A 16,134-nucleotide genomic window follows, 5' to 3' on the forward strand; every position below is an offset into this window, starting at 1 on the left:
TGGTGGAGCCAGGGGGAGTCGAACCCCCGGCCTCTTGAATGCCATTCAAGCGCTCTCCCAACTGAGCTATGGCCCCAAATGACCTGTAGGTTCGCCAGTATACGCCCTCCCCGAGAGGTTGTCAACTGCATTTTACGGCGCCGGCGGACCTGTCAGACTCCGGCGGCGGGAGGCTCCGGCGCTCCGCCCCCTTGTCCCGGACGCGGCCGGTTGTGCCGCGTGAGGCACAGCGGCACCGTCAACAGCGCCACCCCGAGCGAGACCTTCACGACATCATGGAAGGCCGCGACGAACAGGGCGGCCGGGTCGCCGAGACTGACCGCCCGCCGCGACCGAAAATAGGCGAAGAGAGCTGTCGCCATTGCGATCCCGATCGAGTTGCCGATGTTGCGCGCGGTCCCGATAATGCTGCTGGCCCGGGCCCGCTCCGTCGGTCCGACCGACCCCATGATCGACGAGGAGTTGGGCGTGTTGAAGATGGCCGCGCCCAGGCCGATGACCGCCAGCACGAGCATGATGAAAGCGTCTGATGAAGCGGCATCCAGGTGCAGCAGCAGATACTGCCCGAAAGCCGCCACCGCCGCTCCGCTCGTCGTGAGGAAAAGAGACCCGATGCGGTCGGAGATTCGCCCCGACAGCGGCGCCACCACGAACATGATGGCGGGGATGATCACGAGGAACAGGCCGATGCGGCTGGGGCCGTACCCCTTGACGCTTTCAAAATAGAACGGCAGGAGAATGGCCCCGCCGGCCATGGTAACGAACATCAGGATCGCCGCCGCAATCGCGGTGGAGAACTGGCGGTTCCGGAACATGTCCAGGCCGATCATGTGGCGCGCCGGGCGGCTCTCGTAGCGAAGGAACAGCAGGAACGCCCCCGCCGCCGCCAGCGCCGGCGCCCAAACCTGCCAGTCGCGCAGCGCGTGCTCCGAAACCATCGACAACGCCAGTGTGCCGGCCACCAGGGCGGTCGCGATCGCCGCCCCGCCGGCCAGGTAGATCGGGCGATCGTCCTCCGGCTTCGGTAGGAGCCGGAAATAGCGGGCCGCCAGCGCGATCCCCACGGCGCCGATGGGAAGATTGATCACGAAAATCCACTGCCACGGGAGAAACTGCAAAATGAACCCGCCCAGCGGCGGCCCGGCCATCAGCCCGGCCGCCACCATCATCACCATCATCCCGATCCCTCTCCCCCTCTGTTCCGCCGGAAAGACGGCCGTCACCAGACCCGGTCCGACCGCCTGAAACATCGCCGACCCTATCCCCTGCACTACCCGGGCGAGGATGAGCGAGTGGATCGACGGGCTCAGCGCACAGGCCGCCGACCCGAGAACGAAAAACGAGTAGGCGAACCGGTAGGCGAAGTCGTACCCCTTGCGCTCGGTCCAGGCGCCGAAGATGAGCATGAGCGAGATGATCGTCAGCGTATAGGCGAGGACAACCCATGCCACCAGGTGAATGTCCGCCCCCAGGTCGGCGGCGATCGTGGGCAGGGCCACGTTGAGGATCGACCCGTCCAGGGTCGACATGAAGGTCCCTATGGCCCCCACGAGAAAGAATCGGTGTCGATGCGCCTCGATGATGCGCTGATGTTCGCCTGAACTGCCCACGGGTATAAGTTGTTGCCGTAAAAAAGATTGACAAACTTCAGCGGCAAGCATATGCTTGCCGTCGGGGATAGTCAACAGAATTTTCACCCCGATGATTGCACAGGTGGCGATGCCGTACGTCTCTTCGATACATCATGACTTCGGGGATTATGCATAAGACTGTCCCGGAGTTAGTGGATGATTTCGTCCGAGGGAGTGACGCCGCCTTCACTGAACTTGTCCACCGGTACCAGCGGAAGGTCTACTCCCTGGCCTACCAGGTGCTCGGCAATCACCTGGATGCCGATGAAGTCGTCCAGGAGACCTTTGTCCGCATTTATCGACGACGAAAGGAGCTGGCCGAAGTAAAGTTTTTCTCGACCTTCCTGCTGCGCATCGCGTCCAACTACGCCATTGACGTCCTGCGCAAGCAGAGGGGCCACAGCCGGATGCCGGAAGATTCGTCCTCCCTGCCGGGGGAGGTCCAGATCGATCTGGCCCGGCAGGTGGCCACGCCGAGCGAAGAATTCGAGAACAGGGCTTTGCTGGAGGAGATCAAGCGGGCGCTCAGGGAGCTTCCTCCGCGACAACAACTAACCGCCATTCTGCACGACATCGAAGGGTATTCGAAGGCGGAGATCGCGGCGATGTTGGGTTGCCCGGAGGCGACCGTCCGCTCCAATCTCCATATCGCCAGATCCAAACTGCGAAAGGCCCTGAAGAAGCGCCTGAGGAAAGGGAGTTGAGATGACCTGCTCTGATGTCGTAGCGCGGCTGGATGACTTTCTCGACGGCGAGCTGTCGGCCGAAGCCGCCGGGCGCGTGCGCGACCACCTGGCTGACTGCGCAGCCTGCCGGCGCGAACATGACCTCGCCGTCCAAGTCCGCGGCCTGCTCGGCTCGGCCGCCGCGCCCGACCCCGGGGACGAGTATTTCGCCGAAAGCGAGAGCCATATCCTCGCCCGCACGGTTCTGGCCGGCGACCCAGAGGCGGTTCGCCGCGGGGGCGGCGAAGGCGCCGCGCCGCGCTCCTCCACCGCCCTCCTGCGGGCGCTGGTGTCGGTGGCGGCCTCGCTGGCGATCCTCTTCGCCGCCATCTACCTCGGATCCAGCCGGGAGCTCCTGATCAGCCGGACGATCGGCCCGGAGATTCCCGTGCTGGCGACGGCCGAGGTGCGCTCCGAGCTCGGCGACAGCCCGGTCTTCACCCGCGAAGATCGGGCCCGGATCACCCGCGGCATGATGCTCATCGGCGGGCCGGGAATCCTCGGCCGTTTCACCGCCCTGCCGCAGATAGTCAAAACCAACCCGCTCGACGAATCGTAATAGCCTCTGGGAAGGAGTCTCGGAATTGTGACCAGACTAACCGCCTGCCTCTCCGCAGTCATCCTCGCCGCTGTGCTCGCGCTGGCGGCCTGCCAGCAGGGCGAGAAGACCGTCCTGTTGCGCTACAAGTTCGCCCCCGGACTTCAGCTTGTCTACAACCAGGACATGAAGCGCAACGTCCTGGTCGCCCGGGGCGACTCGATCATCGAAAAGAGCAGCACCGCTTTCAAGGTCCGCGTCATGCAGACGATCGAGGAGGTCCGCGACGAGAACACCGCCCTCATGCGCGAGGTCGACTCCTGGTCCTACACGGTGCCGTCGCGCGAAGACACCCTCAAGCGCGACTCGGTGTCCATGGAGCGGACCATGCGCATCCTCATGCAGAGCGACGGCAACGTCCTCGATGTCAAGTTCGACGACAGCGACGACCTCCCCTCGCAGAACTACATCAAACACTTCATGGAGCAGGGCATGCCGGTGTTCCCGCCCGGCGAGGTGTCCCCCGGTTTCTCCTGGACCCAGACCGCCAAGGTGCTGCTGCCCAATGAGAACATGGAAGCCTCCACAACCTACGAAGTGGTCGCCTTCGTCCGCGAGGCCGGCTACGACTGCGCCCTGCTCAACGTCGACGGCAACCTGGTGATCCCGGTCGAGCCCAACCCGAAGGACAGCGTCCAGCGGTTCGGCGTCGACCGCATCCGCACGACCGGCAAGATGTATTTCGCGTTCCGCGAAGGCATGGTGGTGCTGCAGCGGGAGCGCTGGATCATTCAGGGCGACTACACGCGCGTCAAGAAGAGCGACACGGCGACGTACGATGTGCGGATCGAGGCGGACGTCGACTACGCGCTCGAGTCGCGGAAGATCACCCCGTAACCCGCACGCCTGCGGCCGGGCGGCCGGTTCCCGGTCTTGGTCCCGGCCAACGCGAAGCCCCCGGCGCCGCGGGCAGCGTCCTTGTGCGCCCCGTTTTCGGTTTACAACCGGCCGGCGCCGGCCTACTTTGGCGGCATGTATATCCGGCGCGCCATCATCCTTGTCATCGACGCCTGCGGGGTCGGCGCTTTGCCTGACGCCGCTGCATACGACGACGTCGGGGCCGCCACCGTCCCGCACTGCGCCGCCGCGGTCGGCGGGCTGGACCTGCCGAACTGCCGGCGCCTCGGCCTCGGCAACATCGTCCCCATCGCCGGCGTCCCCCCGGTCGCCGCGCCGGCGGCCGCGTTCGGCAAGATGGCCGAGCAGTCGGCCGGCAAAGACTCGACCGCCGGCCACTGGGAAATCGCCGGTCTCATCACCCCGGTGCCCTTTCCGACCTACCCGCACGGTTTCCCGCCAAGCCTTGTCCGAGAGTTCGAGCTCCAGGCGGGCGTCCGGACGATCGGCAACATCCCCGCCTCCGGGACCGCCATCATCGAGCAGTTCGGCGAAGAGCATCTCCGGTCCGGGGCGGTTATCCTGTATACCTCGGCCGACTCGGTCTGGCAAATGGCCGCCCACGAGGAGCGCTACCCCTTGGCCGAGCAGTATCGCTACTGCGAGGCGGCCCGCGAACTGCTCACCGGTGAGCACGCGGTCGCCCGGGTGATCGCCCGCCCCTTCATCGGCTCCCCCGGACGGTTTGTCCGCACCGCCGGCCGCCGCGATTTCTCGCTGCCCCCCGGCGGACCCACCCTGCTCGACCTGATGGTCGCGGCCGGCCGCCCCACGTACGCGGTCGGCAAGATCTGGGACCTGTTCGCCGCCCGGGGCATCACTTCCCACGTGAAGCCCGAGGGCAACGCGGCGGGCATGGAAGCGACCATCGAGCTGGTCCGGGGCGACCGCGACCATGGCCTCATTTTCACGAACCTCGTCGATTTCGATCAGGCCTGGGGGCATCGCCGCGACCCGGCGAATTTCGCCCTCGCCCTGGAGGATTTCGACCGCCGCCTCGGCGCGCTCCTTGACGCCCTGCGCGAGGATGACATGCTGATCATCACGGCCGACCACGGCTGTGACCCGACCCTGGCGCGCCACACCGATCACACCCGCGAGTATGTCCCGCTCCTGGCGTACGGGCGGCGGGTGAAAGCCGGCGTCAATCTCGGCGCCCGCGCGACCTTCGCCGACGTCGGCGCCACGGTCGCCGAGCTGTTCCGCCTGCCGGGCAGCCTGGCCGGGAACTCCTTCGCCGGAGAGGTGGGACTGCGATGAGCGACCCGCTCCTGCACGAGCTCCACCGTCGCTTCGATCACGCCGCGCTGAAACCGGACGTCACCGCGGCCGACATCGGGCGGCTGTGCGCCGAGGCGCGCGCCCACGAATTCTGCGGCGTCGCCGTCAATCCCGTCTGGATCCCCCTCTGCGGCGATCACCTCCGGGGAACGGGCGTCAAAGTGATCGGGGTCGCCGCCTTCCCGCTCGGAGCGAACCGCACCGACGTCAAGGTTGAAGAAGCCGTGAAGGGCGCGGCCGATGGTGCGCGGGAGATCGACTTGGTCGCCAACATCGGCTGGCTGGTCGAGGGACGGTGCGCGGACGTCGCGCGCGAGATCAGCGCCGTGCGCCGCGCCCTCCCCTACAACGTCCTGCTCAAAGTGATCATCGAGGCCGGCCTTCTCCCCGCCTCCCGCTGGGCCGAAGCGGCGCAGGCGGTGATCGACGGCGGCGCACAATTCGTCAAGACCGGCACCGGGTTTTTCGGCGGGGCGACCGTGGAGCAGGTGCGCGCTCTTTCTCGGGCAGCTGGCGGCCGGATCGAGGTCAAAGCCTCGGGCGGGATCCGCACGCTGGCCGATGCGCGCGCCATGCTCGCCGCCGGCGCCTCGCGGCTGGGCAGCTCGGCCTCGGTCGCGATCATGCGCGAACTGGCCAGCCCGGAACCGGGCGGCGACACCGCAGCCGGGTCTCACTGACGGCGATCGAATCCTTCGCCCCCAGGGCCTCCTCCAAGTGATTGATTTTTCCGTTTTTCTTCCGTATTCTTGTCAGCGTATGAACGGTCCGAAAGACGCCCATCACCGGCCTTTTCTCGGGATGTATTTCAAGTGCTGCCGAGTCTACTCGCGCATCTACCTGAACCGGGAGGGTTCGGCCTTTGTCGGGTGGTGTCCGAAATGCGCCGGCCAGGTGCGGGTGGGTGTGTCCCCGACGGGCCGCAGGGACCGCTTTTTCACGGCCGAGTGACGCACAACCGCCGGCTGCCGATGAAGGGCGACCCGGCGACAGGTTGCGGCCGCCCGAGCCGACGGCCGGGAATTGGGGTTCATGGCGATATTGAGATCTAAGATCGTGGTCGTCCCGCTCGGTGAGGTTGACCCGATGATGGTCAACCGGTTAGCCGCCGACATCGGCCCGGTGTTCAACCGGTCCGTCGACATCCTCAAGGGCATGAAAATGCCCAGCGAGGCCCTCAACGTCGTCCGCAGCCAGTACTATGTCACCGTCCTCTTGGCCAAACTCGAGCGCGTCAAAGCCAATTCCCGCGAAAAAGTGATCGCGGTGTGCGAAGAAGACCTCTATCTTCCCGACCAGGACACCCTGCTCGGCCACGCCGACATTGTCGCCGGAACCTCGGTGGTGTCCCTGTACCAGTTGCGGCAGGAGTTTTACGGCCTGCCCGAAGATGAGAAGAAGGTGTATCCCCGGCTGTACAAGGAGGCGCTCCACCAGTTGGCCCATTTGTTCGAGTTGCGGGAGTGCCGCAACCCCCGGTGCGTCAACTACTACAGCCAGATGATGCTCGATATCGACAACAAGGGCCGGAAGTTCTGTGATGTGTGCCGCCGTAAACTGACCGGCGTGGTGTGAACGGCCGCGCCGCCGGCGCCCGCGATCGGCTCCTCCGGCGCCCAAACCCAGACTGGCTATCCATGAACCTCGAACAAGTTCTCGATCTCCTCCGCTCCGACAAGGACATTTCTGAGAATGTGACGCACTGGCGGTCGTTCGATGCCCGTCCGGCCCGCTATGTCGATTTCCCCGGCGCCCTCGACGGCCGCCTGATTGGGGCCCTCAAGACCCGCGGCATCGACCGCCTCTACACCCACCAGGGCGAGGCGGTCGCCCACGTAGCCGCCGGCCGCGACGTGGTCGTCGTCACCCCCACCGCCTCCGGCAAGACGCTCTGCTACAACCTCCCGGTCCTCGACCGCATCATGCGCGAGCCGGAGTCGCGGGCGCTCTACCTGTTTCCCACCAAGGCCCTCTCCCAGGACCAGCTCTCGGAGCTGTACGACCTGATCCAGAAGCTGGGAGTCGATATCGGGACGTATACGTTCGACGGCGACACGCCGCAGACGGCGCGGCGGAGGATTCGCGCGGCCGGCCACATCGTCATCACCAACCCCGACATGCTCCACGCCGGCATTCTCCCCCACCACACGAAGTGGATCAAGCTGTTCGAGAACCTGAAGTACGTGGTGATCGACGAGGTCCACCAGTACCGGGGCATCTTCGGCTCCCACCTGGCGAACGTGATCACGCGCCTGCGGCGGATCTGCCGGTTTTACGGCTCCGACCCGCAGTTTATCTGCTGCTCGGCGACCATCGCCAACCCGGCCGAGTTGACCGCGCGGATCATCGGCCGCCCGGTCGAGCTGGTGGACAACAACGGTGCGCCCGCCGGCGAGAAGCACTTTCTCATCTACAATCCGCCGGTGGTGAACAAGCAGCTCGGGATTCGCCGCTCTGCCCTCAACGAGGCCGCCCGCCTGGGCGCCCTCTTTCTGCGGCAGCGCATCCAGACCATCATCTTCGCCCACTACCGGCTCTACGTCGAGGTGCTCCTCACCTACCTCCAGCGCGAGCTGCAGGGGGATTTTGGCCGCGGCGTCGTCATTGCCGGCTACCGCGGCGGCTACCTGCCGAACGAGCGCCGCGCCATCGAACAGGGTCTCCGGGCGGGGCGCATCCACGGCGTCGTCTCCACCAATGCCCTGGAACTCGGGCTCGATATCGGCAGTCTCGACGTCTCCATCATCGTCGGCTACCCCGGCACCATGGCCTCGCTCTGGCAGCAGGCCGGGCGGGCCGGACGGCGCTCGAAGACATCGCTTACCGTCATGATCGCCAACTCGACCGCCATCAACCAGTTCCTCTGCGCCGAACCGGAGTACATCTTCGGCCGCACCCCCGAATCCGGCATCATCGACCCGAACAACCTCATCATCCGCAGCAACCACCTCAAGTGCGCGGCCTTCGAACTCCCCTTCGAGGAGCACGAGTACGCCCGCGACGACGGCACCCGCGAGATCCTCGAGTACCTCGAGGACGCCAAGATCGTCCGCCACGCCGGCGCCCGCTACCACTGGTCGTCGGAAATCTACCCCGCCCAGGAGGTGTCGCTGCGCTCCGCCTCCCCGGAAAACTTCGTCATCCTCAACGAGAGCAACCGCTCCGAGGTGATCGGCGAGGTCGATTTCTTCTCCGCGCCCATCTTCCTCCACCCGCAGGCAATCTACCTCCACCGCGCCAACCAGTACCAGGTCACCCGCCTGGACTGGGAGGGGCGCAAGGCGTACGTGAAAGAGGTCTCCGTCGATTACTACACCGACGCCGAAACCAAGACTGACCTGAAGGTGCTCGATGTCGACCGGACCCGGCGGTTCGGCGAGGCCGACATTTCGTGCGGCGAGGTCACGGTGACCAGTGTCACCGTGCTGTTCAAGAAAATCAAGTTCGAGACCCACGAGAACGTCGGGTGGGGCAAACTCACCATGCCGGAGATCGAGATGCACACCCACGCAGTGTGGTACTCGTTCGCGGGCGACGTGGCTTTCCGGGTCGGGGTGGGCGGCGAGGATTTCGGCGGGGCGTTGCGCGGCCTCGCCAACATCCTCGGCAAGATCGCCCCCCTGTGGGTGATGTGCGACGCGCGCGATCTGCGCGCCGTCTCCCAGGTCCGCGCCCCCTTCACCGAGTGCCCCACCATCTTCCTCTACGAAAACATCCCCGGCGGCGTGGGGCTGGCCGAGAAGCTCTTCACCGAGCACGAACGGCTCTGCGAGGCGGTCTACCACCGCCTCCGCGGCTGCGGCTGTGAGGCCGGCTGTCCCGCCTGTGTCGGACCGTCCATGGAAATCGGGGCCGGCGGCAAGGCGGGCGCCCTCCGCCTCCTGGAGTACATGCTCGCCACCGCCCCCGTCTAGCCGGCCCCGCCCGGCCCGGACTCAGTTGCCGGAGCCGTCCCGCGCCCCCCGGCCGTGGCGCTCGAGAATCGCGTCGATTTCCTCCATCGTGAAGTAGGTCAACTGCGTCACTTTCGCCTGGGAGCGAAAGGCCGGCGGCACGACGCTGCGGGCGGCCTCCCGCGTGTCCGTCTCGACCGTGATCCAGGCCTTGTGCTCGCCGTCCTCGCACCCCCAGTCCGCGTGGGTGAGAAAATGCGATCCGGTCTCCAGGAACACCTTCACCACCCGGGCGCAGGCGACCGTGTCTTCCTCGTGGGGCACTTCGATGAGATAGCGCGGCATCGTAATCACGCTCCTTTCGTCCGACGCATTATGCAATGTATGGATCAAAATAATCTACGATACGCCTGCCCGCCGGGCAAGCGCAAAATGCATTCCCGCAGCGGCGCGTTCGTCCGCCGCCGGATGTGGGTCGCCGGCCCAGATCCCCTCTTTACCGGGGGCTGTACAGGAGGTAGCGCGCCCGCGGCGCCTCCCACCCGGCGTCCGTCTGGACCGGACGCCCCCACTTCTCCAAACTCAGCGACAGATCGATCGTGCTCACCTGCCCGTCCGCCACCACGATGCTGTCCACGAGAACGGGCCGGAAATAGTAGTCATAGGGCGGCATCGACTTGACCGGGTCGGTGATGGTCGTGTCCCCATCCGGACTCACCACAGTATCCAGCTTGGTCTCCGCCCGACCCAGCCGCGACACGTAGACGAGCAGCGTGTACCTCCCCGGCGGGACGCTGTCGAGCACGCTCTCGAATCCGTCAAACTCGCGGTACCGGAGCACCTCGTAGTTGGCGATGGAATCCATGAGCGCGTACTGGTGCAGGCCGAGTTCGAAGGGCTGGAGGGGAATCGGCCCGCGCAGGTGGTAGAAACCCCTTGAGACAATCTCGGGCGAATAGGGGCCGGTGATCAGGCGAATCACGCCGAAACCCTCCGGGACCGCAATGACCCGGTCGGGAACGACCTGGGGACGGTCCGGGTTCGGGGCAGGCTGCTCGGACTTCGAACAACCGCCGACAGCGAGGACCGACAGGGCGGCAAGCACAACGAGGATACGGCAGCGGCGCATTCCAACTCCCATCAGAAAATCGAAAACCCCAGATACTTTTTCGGATCGTCCTGAATATCCTTGACCAGCCGGTTGCTCCGGGCCAACAGAGCGGCGATCTCCACGTACAGGGTCGTATCGTTGACCAGCAGCCCGAGACTCCCTTCGGCCCGGTTGATCTTCGTCAGGGTCGAGTCCAACTGCGAGGTAAGCGCAGTCAGATTGGCGTAGAGCATGGTGTCGGTCACCAGCCGCCCGACTGTCCCCGTCGAGTCATCGAGCTTCTCCCCCACGTCGGCCATCGTGTTGGCCGCCCGGGTCACCGAGGTCAGCAGTTCCTTTTGGTTGGCCTGGAGACCGCGGGCGAGGTCGGCCATCTCGGAGGCCAGCCGCGTCATCTGCACGTACAACTCCTGGTTGGTGGCGAGCATTCCGAGCGTGCCGACGCCGGCGTTGGCCCGGGCGAGCAGCGTATCGAGGTTGGCCGCCAGCGCCTCCGCCTCACCGATGGCATTCTCGGCCGCCGCGAATACCGCTTCGGCGCTCCCCACGTCTTGGGGCGGAATGAGCGATCCCTCGGGAAGGACCGGCCCGCCGATTCCCCCGGGGATCACTTCGAGGTACTTGTCGCCGAGAAACCCGATCGTCCCGAGCTGCACCCGGGCGTCGCTTGTCACCATCTTGTGCACCGACTCTTTGACCGTGAAGGTGATCAGGACCCGCCGGAGGCTGTCGAGGTTGACGAATTCGATGCGGCGGACGTTCCCGACTTCGACCCCGGCCATCCACACCGGCGCCCCGGCGACCATTCCGCTGACATTCTTAAAGTAAGAGTGGTAGGTGAATTTGGCGGAGAAGATCGAGGTTCCGCCGCCGCTGAGCGAGGCCCAGAGCAGAACCAGGATCGCCAGCATGATGAGGATCCCCACCTTCAACCCGCCCCACTTGACACCGACCGTACTTCTCATATGCGCGCCTGTCGCTTGCCTTTTTCCTTTGGCGGCCAAACCGCCGCCGCTTCGACTCTATATAAAACGTTTTCTGCTGACTTCCGCAAACGATTCCCGGAAGGGGGCGAGGAAATCGAGCACCCGGGGATCGGCGCTATCGCGGAGAGCCTCGAAGGTCCCGTCGAACGCCACCTCGCCGGCCGATATGAGCACAAACCGGTCGGCCACCGCGAGCGCATCGGCGATCTCGTGGGTCACCACCACCGACGCCGTTCCCTTGTCCGCGTTCAGCCGCTGGATGAGCTTGAGCACCTGCTCGGTGGAACGCGGATCGAGACCCGTTGTCGGCTCGTCGTAGAGCATGATTCGGGGATTGGTCGACAGCAGCGCCCGCCCGATCGCCACCCGCCGCTGCATGCCGCCGGAGAGCTCCTCGGGCAGCTTGTCGATGATCTCGTCCGCGTCGAGCCCGACGAACCCGAGCATCTCGCGCGCCCGGCGGTCGACCTCGTCCCACGGCAGCCGGGTGTGCTCCAGCAGGTAGTAGGCGACATTTTCGCCCACGGTGAGCGAATCAAACAGCGCCCCCGCCTGGAACACCATCCCGATCTTCTTGCGCACATCGATCTTCCGTGACTCCTTCATGCGGCAAATGCTCTCGCCGTCGATGATCACGTCGCCCCGCTGGGGACACTCCAGCCCGAGGATGAGCCGGAGGATGGTCGACTTGCCGGAGCCCGACGGCCCCAGGATCACCATGGACTCCCCCTCCGCCAGCGAAAACGACACATCCCGGAGAATGGGCCGGTCGGCGTAGGCGAAATGGACGCTGCGGAGCGCGATCACAGCCACCCCTTAATGGTTGCGAACACCACCCGGGTGATGAAGAAATTCACCACCAGGATTGTGATCGACGAAATCATCACCGATTCCGTGGTCGCCCGGCCCACGCCCTTGGTGCCCCCCTCCGCGGTGAACCCTTTGTACGTCGACACCAGGGCAATGACCACCGAGAACACCACCGGCTTCAGCAAACCGATGAACAGGTTTCCGAATACGAGGCGCTCTTTCACCGCCGCCCAGTAGATCGACGGCGCCAGGTGCGCCACGAGCGTGCCGACGATGTACCCTCCGAGAATGGCCAGCACATCGGTCACCACCGTCAGCACCGGCACCATCACGAGGAGCGCGATGATGCGGGGGACGATGAGCTTCTTGCGCGGGTCGACCCCGAAGGCCACCATCGCATCGATCTGGTGCGATGATTTCATCGCCCCCAGCTCGGCCGTGATCCCGGACGACACCCGGGCGGCGATCATCAAGGCCGCCAGGAGCGGCCCCAGCTCCCGCACCACCGCGATCGCCATGATCCGACCCAGGTAGTTCTTGGCCCCCAGTTCCGCCAGTTCAACCGCGAAAGCGTAAGCCAGCCCCTGCCCGGCGAACATCCCGGTCAGGATCACGAGAAAGAGCGACCCCACCCCGACGTTGTACATTTGCTCGATAGTCTCGGTCCCGTAGAAAGGGCGCTGGAAGAGGGCCGCCGACGTGCGGAGCGAGAAGAAGAACATCCGTTGGAGCTCGAAAGCGAAGTGCTTGAGCCAGCTGTTGATCGCGCGGAGAATGGCTGCTTTCCTTTCCCACCGTCGGTTGCGCCACAAATTAGCCGCCCCGCAGCATCAAGTCAAGGTCTTTGCCCTTGCCCGGTCGGCGGCCGGACGTATATTGTCACCGCCTGTCCGGGCGGCCAACAGTCCGTCGCCGGCCGGCGTATAGAGGCCAGCAGCAACGACGTAAAGAAGGACTATGCCAGCCCATGTATAACGGTAGCGGCGCCAAACGCGGCCACGCCATCGCCCTCTTCTCCGGCGGCCTGGATTCGGCCCTGGCGATTCTCCTCATCCTGCGCCAGAACATCGAAGTCACCGCCCTCACCTTCATGACCCACTTCGGCTGTGATCTCGGCGACCGGTCCTCCTGCGGCTCGAACCCGTACCCGACCGCCGAGAAGTTCGGTTTCAACGTCAAGCTCATGCACCTCGGGCAGAAATTCATCGACATCGTCGAGAACCCACGGTTCGGCCGCGGCAAAAACATGAACCCCTGCACCGATTGCCGCATCCTCATGCTCACCGAAGGCCGGACCTTCATGGAGATGGTAAACGCCGACTTCATCATCACGGGCGAGGTGGTGGGCCAGCGGCCCATGTCGCAGATCAAGCCGAAACTGCGCCTCATCGAGGAAGAGACCGGCCTGGCCGGCCGCCTCCTGCGACCGCTCTCGGCCAAGCTGCTTCCCCCCACCATTCCCGAACGCACCGGCCTGGTCGACCGCAACCTGCTCGAGGGGATCGAGGGGCGTTCCCGCAAACGCCAGCTCGAGCTGGCCGCCGCATTCGGTCTGGAGGATTACCCCACGCCCGCGGCCGGCTGTCTGCTCACCGACGTCGGCTATTCAAATCGCCTGCGCGACCTCATGGCGCACACCGACCGGCTGACTTTCGACGAGCTGAACCTGCTCAAGTACGGCCGCCACTTCCGCCTCGCGCCCGACGCCAAAATCGTGGTCGGCCGCGACGAGGAGGACAACCGGCATCTGCTCGCGCTCAAGCGGCCCCAGCACGTCCACCTCGAGGCCCTCGACACCAACTCCCCCGTGACCCTCCTGGCCGGCCGGGACCGGTCGGAGGAGATACTCCGCACCGCGGCGGCGATCACGGCGCGTTACTCCGATGCCAAGCACGCCGCCGCCGTGGCGGTCACGATTTTCGAGGAGGGTGCGGCGCCCCGCGCGATCAGCGTCGCACCGGCCGCCGACGCCGATATCCAATTGCTGATTCTCAAGTGAAGGGACAGACTTCGCCGCCGGCCGCTCGCCCTACGTCCCCGGGCCCGTTCCCCGGTCGTTCCGCTTCACCCACGCATCGAGGATCCCGTTGACGAAGGCCGACGATTCGGCGGTCGAGAACTTCTTCGCCAGTTCGATTGCCTCGTTGAGCACCACCTTCACCGGCGTATCGGGGAACTCATCCAGCTCCACCAGCGCCATTCGCAGGATCACCCGGTCGACGGCCGCGATGCGGTTGATATTCCAGTTGACCGCCAGCTCGGCGATGGCGGCGTTGGCCCATTCGACCCGGCGCCGCGTCGAGGCGAACAGACGCTGCGCAAAGGCCGTCGCCCCTTCGGCCAGCGGCTGGTCGGCGAGCAGGTCGGCCAACGCTTCCTCCGGCCGCGCGCTGCCGAACTCGGTGGCGTAGAGCGCCTGGAGCACCAGTTCGCGCGCCTGCCGGCGGGGTTGTTCGAACGGTCTCACGCGGCCCCCCCGTCGCCTGCGGCGTTCTCCGCCGCCGCCCGCTTCATTCGATCGCCCTGTAGAGATTCACCATTTCGAGCGCCGCCTCGGCCGCGTGCCACCCCTTGTTCCCCGCCTTGGTCCCCGAGCGTTCGATCGCCTGCTCGAGCGTGTCCGCCGTCACCACGCCATAGATCACCGGGATCCCCGCCTCCATCGCCAGCCGGGCAATTCCCTTGGCCGACTCGGCGGCGATGTACTCGAAGTGCGGCGTGTCGCCGCGGATCACCGCGCCCAGGCAGACCACGGCGTCGTACTTCCCCGACCGCACCATGCGTGCCGCGACGGGCGGCACCTCGAATCCGCCCGGGCAGTAGGCGACGGCGATTTTATCCTCGCTCGCCCCGTGCCGCATCAGGCAATCAAGGGCGCCCTCGAGCAGTTTGTCGGTCAGGAAATTGTTGAACCGGCTCACCACCAGCCCGAACCGAAAGCCCGCCGCCTCCAGCTTGCCCTCATAGGTCTTGTAGGCCATACGCTACGCTCCCATCCGTTTCAGTGAGAGAAAGTGTCCCAGCTTGTCCCGCTTCGCTTCCAGATAGCGGCGGTTGTATTTTCCGGGCGCGAACTCCAGCGGCACGCGCTCGGTGATCTCCAGACCGTACCCTTCCAACCCGATCACCTTCTTCGGATTGTTCGTCAATAGTCGGATCGAACTCAGCCCCAGATCAACCAGAATCTGCGCCCCGACGCCGTACTCCCGGAGATCCGGCTTGAACCCGAGCGATTCGTTCGCCTCCACCGTATCCTGCCCGTCCTCCTGAAGCCGGTAGGCGCGGATCTTGTTGGCGAACCCGATCCCGCGCCCCTCCTGCGTCATGTAGAGCACGACGCCGCAGCCTTCCCGGTCGACCTGGCGCATCGCCGCGTGGAGCTGCTGCCCGCAGTCGCACCGGCAGGACCCGAAAATGTCCCCGGTCACGCAGCTCGAGTGGACCCGGACGAGCACGTCTTTTTTCCCCGCCACTTCCCCTTTCACCAGGGCGACGTGGTAGTGGTCATCGAGTTTCGACTTGTACAGGTGAAGGCGGAAATCCCCGTATTCGGTGGGGAAGTCGACGGTCTCCACGCGCTCGACGTTCTTTTCGGTCCGGCGGCGGTAGGCGATGAGGTCGCGCACGGTAATGAACGCCAGCCCGTGCTCCCTGGCGAACTGCGCCAGCCGGGGTACCCGCGCCATGCTCCCGTCGTCATCCATAATCTCGCACAGCATCCCCACCGGGTTCAGACCCGCCAGCCGCGCCAGATCCACCGCGGTTTCGGTGTGCCCGGCGCGCTTCAGGACGCCTCCGGTCACCGCCTGGATGGGAAAGATGTGTCCCGGCCGCGCCAGATCCTCCGGCCGCGAGGCTGGATTGGCCAGCACCCGCACCGTTTTCGCCCGGTCGGCCGCGCTGATCCCGGTCGTCGTCCCCTCCACCGCGTCCACCGACACCGTGAACCGCGTGCCGTGGAGCGCCGTGTTCCGATCCACCATCGGGTGCAGCGCGAGCCGGGCGATCCGCTCCTCGGGCATGCAGACACAAATCAGACCCCGGCCGTGTTTGGCGAAGAAGTTGACCCACTCCGGCGTCACTTTCTCGGCCGCCATGATCAGGTCCCCTTCGTTCTCGCGGTCCTCATCGTCGGCGACTATGACACACCGCCCCGCGTGAATCTCCTGGATGGCTTCTTCCACCGTGTTGAATATCTGCTC

At 65.5% G+C, this 16,134-nt stretch carries 18 protein-coding genes and 1 tRNA gene; 9 read left to right on the top strand and 10 right to left on the bottom strand.

The features are described 5' to 3' along the window. Window positions 1–76 (bottom strand) — tRNA-Ala (locus tag KA261_10370). A gap of 76 nt (window positions 77–152) precedes the next feature. Further along, window positions 153–1,529 (bottom strand): MFS transporter, encoded by a 1,377-nt coding sequence (locus KA261_10375; GenBank protein ID MBP7698203.1) that lies wholly within the window; start codon window positions 1,527–1,529, stop codon window positions 153–155. Window positions 1,530–1,759: 230 nt separating this feature from the next. On the opposite strand from KA261_10375, the gene KA261_10380 reads away from it, so the two are divergent. From KA261_10380 to KA261_10415, 8 genes are all read left to right on the top strand, one after another. After that, window positions 1,760–2,335 carry an RNA polymerase sigma factor gene (locus KA261_10380; GenBank protein MBP7698204.1) on the top strand — a complete coding sequence of 192 codons (576 nt, stop codon included), beginning with the start codon at window positions 1,760–1,762 and terminating at the stop codon, window positions 2,333–2,335. A 1-nt stretch (window position 2,336) separates the two neighbouring features. Beyond that, the gene (locus KA261_10385) at window positions 2,337–2,915 is read left to right on the top strand and encodes a zf-HC2 domain-containing protein (GenBank protein MBP7698205.1); all 579 of its coding nucleotides are present in this window, start codon (window positions 2,337–2,339) and stop codon (window positions 2,913–2,915) included. 27 nt (window positions 2,916–2,942) lie between these two features. Further along, the gene (locus KA261_10390; GenBank protein ID MBP7698206.1) at window positions 2,943–3,791 is read left to right on the top strand and encodes a hypothetical protein; all 849 of its coding nucleotides are present in this window, start codon (window positions 2,943–2,945) and stop codon (window positions 3,789–3,791) included. Window positions 3,792–3,926: 135 nt separating this feature from the next. Then, complete coding sequence (locus KA261_10395) at window positions 3,927–5,111, top strand: phosphopentomutase (GenBank protein ID MBP7698207.1); 1,185 nt, start codon at window positions 3,927–3,929, stop codon at window positions 5,109–5,111. Then, window positions 5,108–5,812 (top strand): deoxyribose-phosphate aldolase, encoded by a 705-nt coding sequence (gene deoC / locus KA261_10400; GenBank protein MBP7698208.1) that lies wholly within the window; start codon window positions 5,108–5,110, stop codon window positions 5,810–5,812. The genes KA261_10395 and deoC overlap by 4 nt, the downstream gene beginning before the upstream one ends. Window positions 5,813–5,891: 79 nt before the next feature. Continuing rightward, on the top strand, window positions 5,892–6,083 hold the full coding sequence (locus KA261_10405) for a hypothetical protein (protein ID MBP7698209.1): 192 nt from the start codon (window positions 5,892–5,894) through the stop codon (window positions 6,081–6,083). Window positions 6,084–6,164: 81 nt separating this feature from the next. Further along, window positions 6,165–6,707 carry a hypothetical protein gene (locus KA261_10410; protein MBP7698210.1) on the top strand — a complete coding sequence of 181 codons (543 nt, stop codon included), beginning with the start codon at window positions 6,165–6,167 and terminating at the stop codon, window positions 6,705–6,707. Window positions 6,708–6,769: 62 nt separating this feature from the next. Continuing rightward, entirely contained in the window at window positions 6,770–9,046 is a 2,277-nt protein-coding gene (locus tag KA261_10415) for a DEAD/DEAH box helicase (protein ID MBP7698211.1), read from the top strand. A gap of 21 nt (window positions 9,047–9,067) precedes the next feature. Here the strand turns inward: KA261_10415 and KA261_10420 are convergent, their stop codons facing one another. From KA261_10420 to KA261_10440, 5 genes are all read right to left on the bottom strand, one after another. Next, window positions 9,068–9,370 carry a hypothetical protein gene (locus KA261_10420; GenBank protein MBP7698212.1) on the bottom strand — a complete coding sequence of 101 codons (303 nt, stop codon included), beginning with the start codon at window positions 9,368–9,370 and terminating at the stop codon, window positions 9,068–9,070. Between the two features lie 151 nt (window positions 9,371–9,521). Continuing rightward, a complete protein-coding gene (locus KA261_10425) occupies window positions 9,522–10,154 on the bottom strand; it encodes a hypothetical protein (protein ID MBP7698213.1) in 633 nt (210 codons plus the stop codon). Between the two features lie 11 nt (window positions 10,155–10,165). Continuing rightward, entirely contained in the window at window positions 10,166–11,101 is a 936-nt protein-coding gene (locus KA261_10430) for an MCE family protein (GenBank protein ID MBP7698214.1), read from the bottom strand. 57 nt (window positions 11,102–11,158) lie between these two features. Further along, a complete protein-coding gene (locus KA261_10435) occupies window positions 11,159–11,929 on the bottom strand; it encodes an ATP-binding cassette domain-containing protein (protein MBP7698215.1) in 771 nt (256 codons plus the stop codon). Then, window positions 11,926–12,744 carry an ABC transporter permease gene (locus KA261_10440; protein MBP7698216.1) on the bottom strand — a complete coding sequence of 273 codons (819 nt, stop codon included), beginning with the start codon at window positions 12,742–12,744 and terminating at the stop codon, window positions 11,926–11,928. Before KA261_10440 ends, KA261_10435 begins: the two co-directional genes overlap by 4 nt. Before the next feature lie 155 nt (window positions 12,745–12,899). Here KA261_10440 and KA261_10445 point away from each other — a divergent pair, with 155 nt between their 5' ends. Continuing rightward, entirely contained in the window at window positions 12,900–13,931 is a 1,032-nt protein-coding gene (locus KA261_10445; GenBank protein ID MBP7698217.1) for a hypothetical protein, read from the top strand. 30 nt (window positions 13,932–13,961) lie between these two features. Here the strand turns inward: KA261_10445 and nusB are convergent, their stop codons facing one another. The 3 genes from nusB to KA261_10460 are packed head-to-tail and all read right to left on the bottom strand — an operon-like array spanning window position 13,962 to window position 16,128. After that, window positions 13,962–14,399, bottom strand: a complete 438-nt coding sequence (gene nusB, locus KA261_10450) for a transcription antitermination factor NusB (GenBank protein MBP7698218.1) — start codon at window positions 14,397–14,399, stop codon at window positions 13,962–13,964. 43 nt (window positions 14,400–14,442) lie between these two features. Further along, window positions 14,443–14,913 carry a 6,7-dimethyl-8-ribityllumazine synthase gene (locus KA261_10455; GenBank protein MBP7698219.1) on the bottom strand — a complete coding sequence of 157 codons (471 nt, stop codon included), beginning with the start codon at window positions 14,911–14,913 and terminating at the stop codon, window positions 14,443–14,445. Window positions 14,914–14,916: 3 nt separating this feature from the next. Beyond that, entirely contained in the window at window positions 14,917–16,128 is a 1,212-nt protein-coding gene (locus KA261_10460; GenBank protein MBP7698220.1) for a bifunctional 3,4-dihydroxy-2-butanone-4-phosphate synthase/GTP cyclohydrolase II, read from the bottom strand. Between the last annotated feature and the right edge of the window lie 6 nt (window positions 16,129–16,134).

Source organism: Candidatus Zixiibacteriota bacterium (assembly GCA_017999435.1).
Classification (GTDB): Bacteria; Zixibacteria; MSB-5A5; order GN15; family FEB-12; genus JAGNLV01.

What these genes read in the sequence shown, in the direction of transcription:
- KA261_10375 (MBP7698203.1), bottom strand. Translation starts at nt 1,529, where the DNA reads ATGTCGACCCTGGACGGGTCGATCCTCAACGTGGCCCTGCCCACGATC.
- KA261_10380 (MBP7698204.1), top strand. Translation starts at nt 1,760, where the DNA reads ATGCATAAGACTGTCCCGGAGTTAGTGGATGATTTCGTCCGAGGGAGT.
- KA261_10385 (MBP7698205.1), top strand. Translation starts at nt 2,337, where the DNA reads ATGACCTGCTCTGATGTCGTAGCGCGGCTGGATGACTTTCTCGACGGC.
- KA261_10395 (MBP7698207.1), top strand. Translation starts at nt 3,927, where the DNA reads ATGTATATCCGGCGCGCCATCATCCTTGTCATCGACGCCTGCGGGGTC.
- deoC (MBP7698208.1), top strand. Translation starts at nt 5,108, where the DNA reads ATGAGCGACCCGCTCCTGCACGAGCTCCACCGTCGCTTCGATCACGCC.
- KA261_10405 (MBP7698209.1), top strand. Translation starts at nt 5,892, where the DNA reads ATGAACGGTCCGAAAGACGCCCATCACCGGCCTTTTCTCGGGATGTAT.
- KA261_10410 (MBP7698210.1), top strand. Translation starts at nt 6,165, where the DNA reads ATGGCGATATTGAGATCTAAGATCGTGGTCGTCCCGCTCGGTGAGGTT.
- KA261_10415 (MBP7698211.1), top strand. Translation starts at nt 6,770, where the DNA reads ATGAACCTCGAACAAGTTCTCGATCTCCTCCGCTCCGACAAGGACATT.
- KA261_10420 (MBP7698212.1), bottom strand. Translation starts at nt 9,370, where the DNA reads ATGCCGCGCTATCTCATCGAAGTGCCCCACGAGGAAGACACGGTCGCC.
- KA261_10425 (MBP7698213.1), bottom strand. Translation starts at nt 10,154, where the DNA reads ATGCGCCGCTGCCGTATCCTCGTTGTGCTTGCCGCCCTGTCGGTCCTC.
- KA261_10430 (MBP7698214.1), bottom strand. Translation starts at nt 11,101, where the DNA reads ATGAGAAGTACGGTCGGTGTCAAGTGGGGCGGGTTGAAGGTGGGGATC.
- KA261_10445 (MBP7698217.1), top strand. Translation starts at nt 12,900, where the DNA reads ATGTATAACGGTAGCGGCGCCAAACGCGGCCACGCCATCGCCCTCTTC.
- KA261_10455 (MBP7698219.1), bottom strand. Translation starts at nt 14,913, where the DNA reads ATGGCCTACAAGACCTATGAGGGCAAGCTGGAGGCGGCGGGCTTTCGG.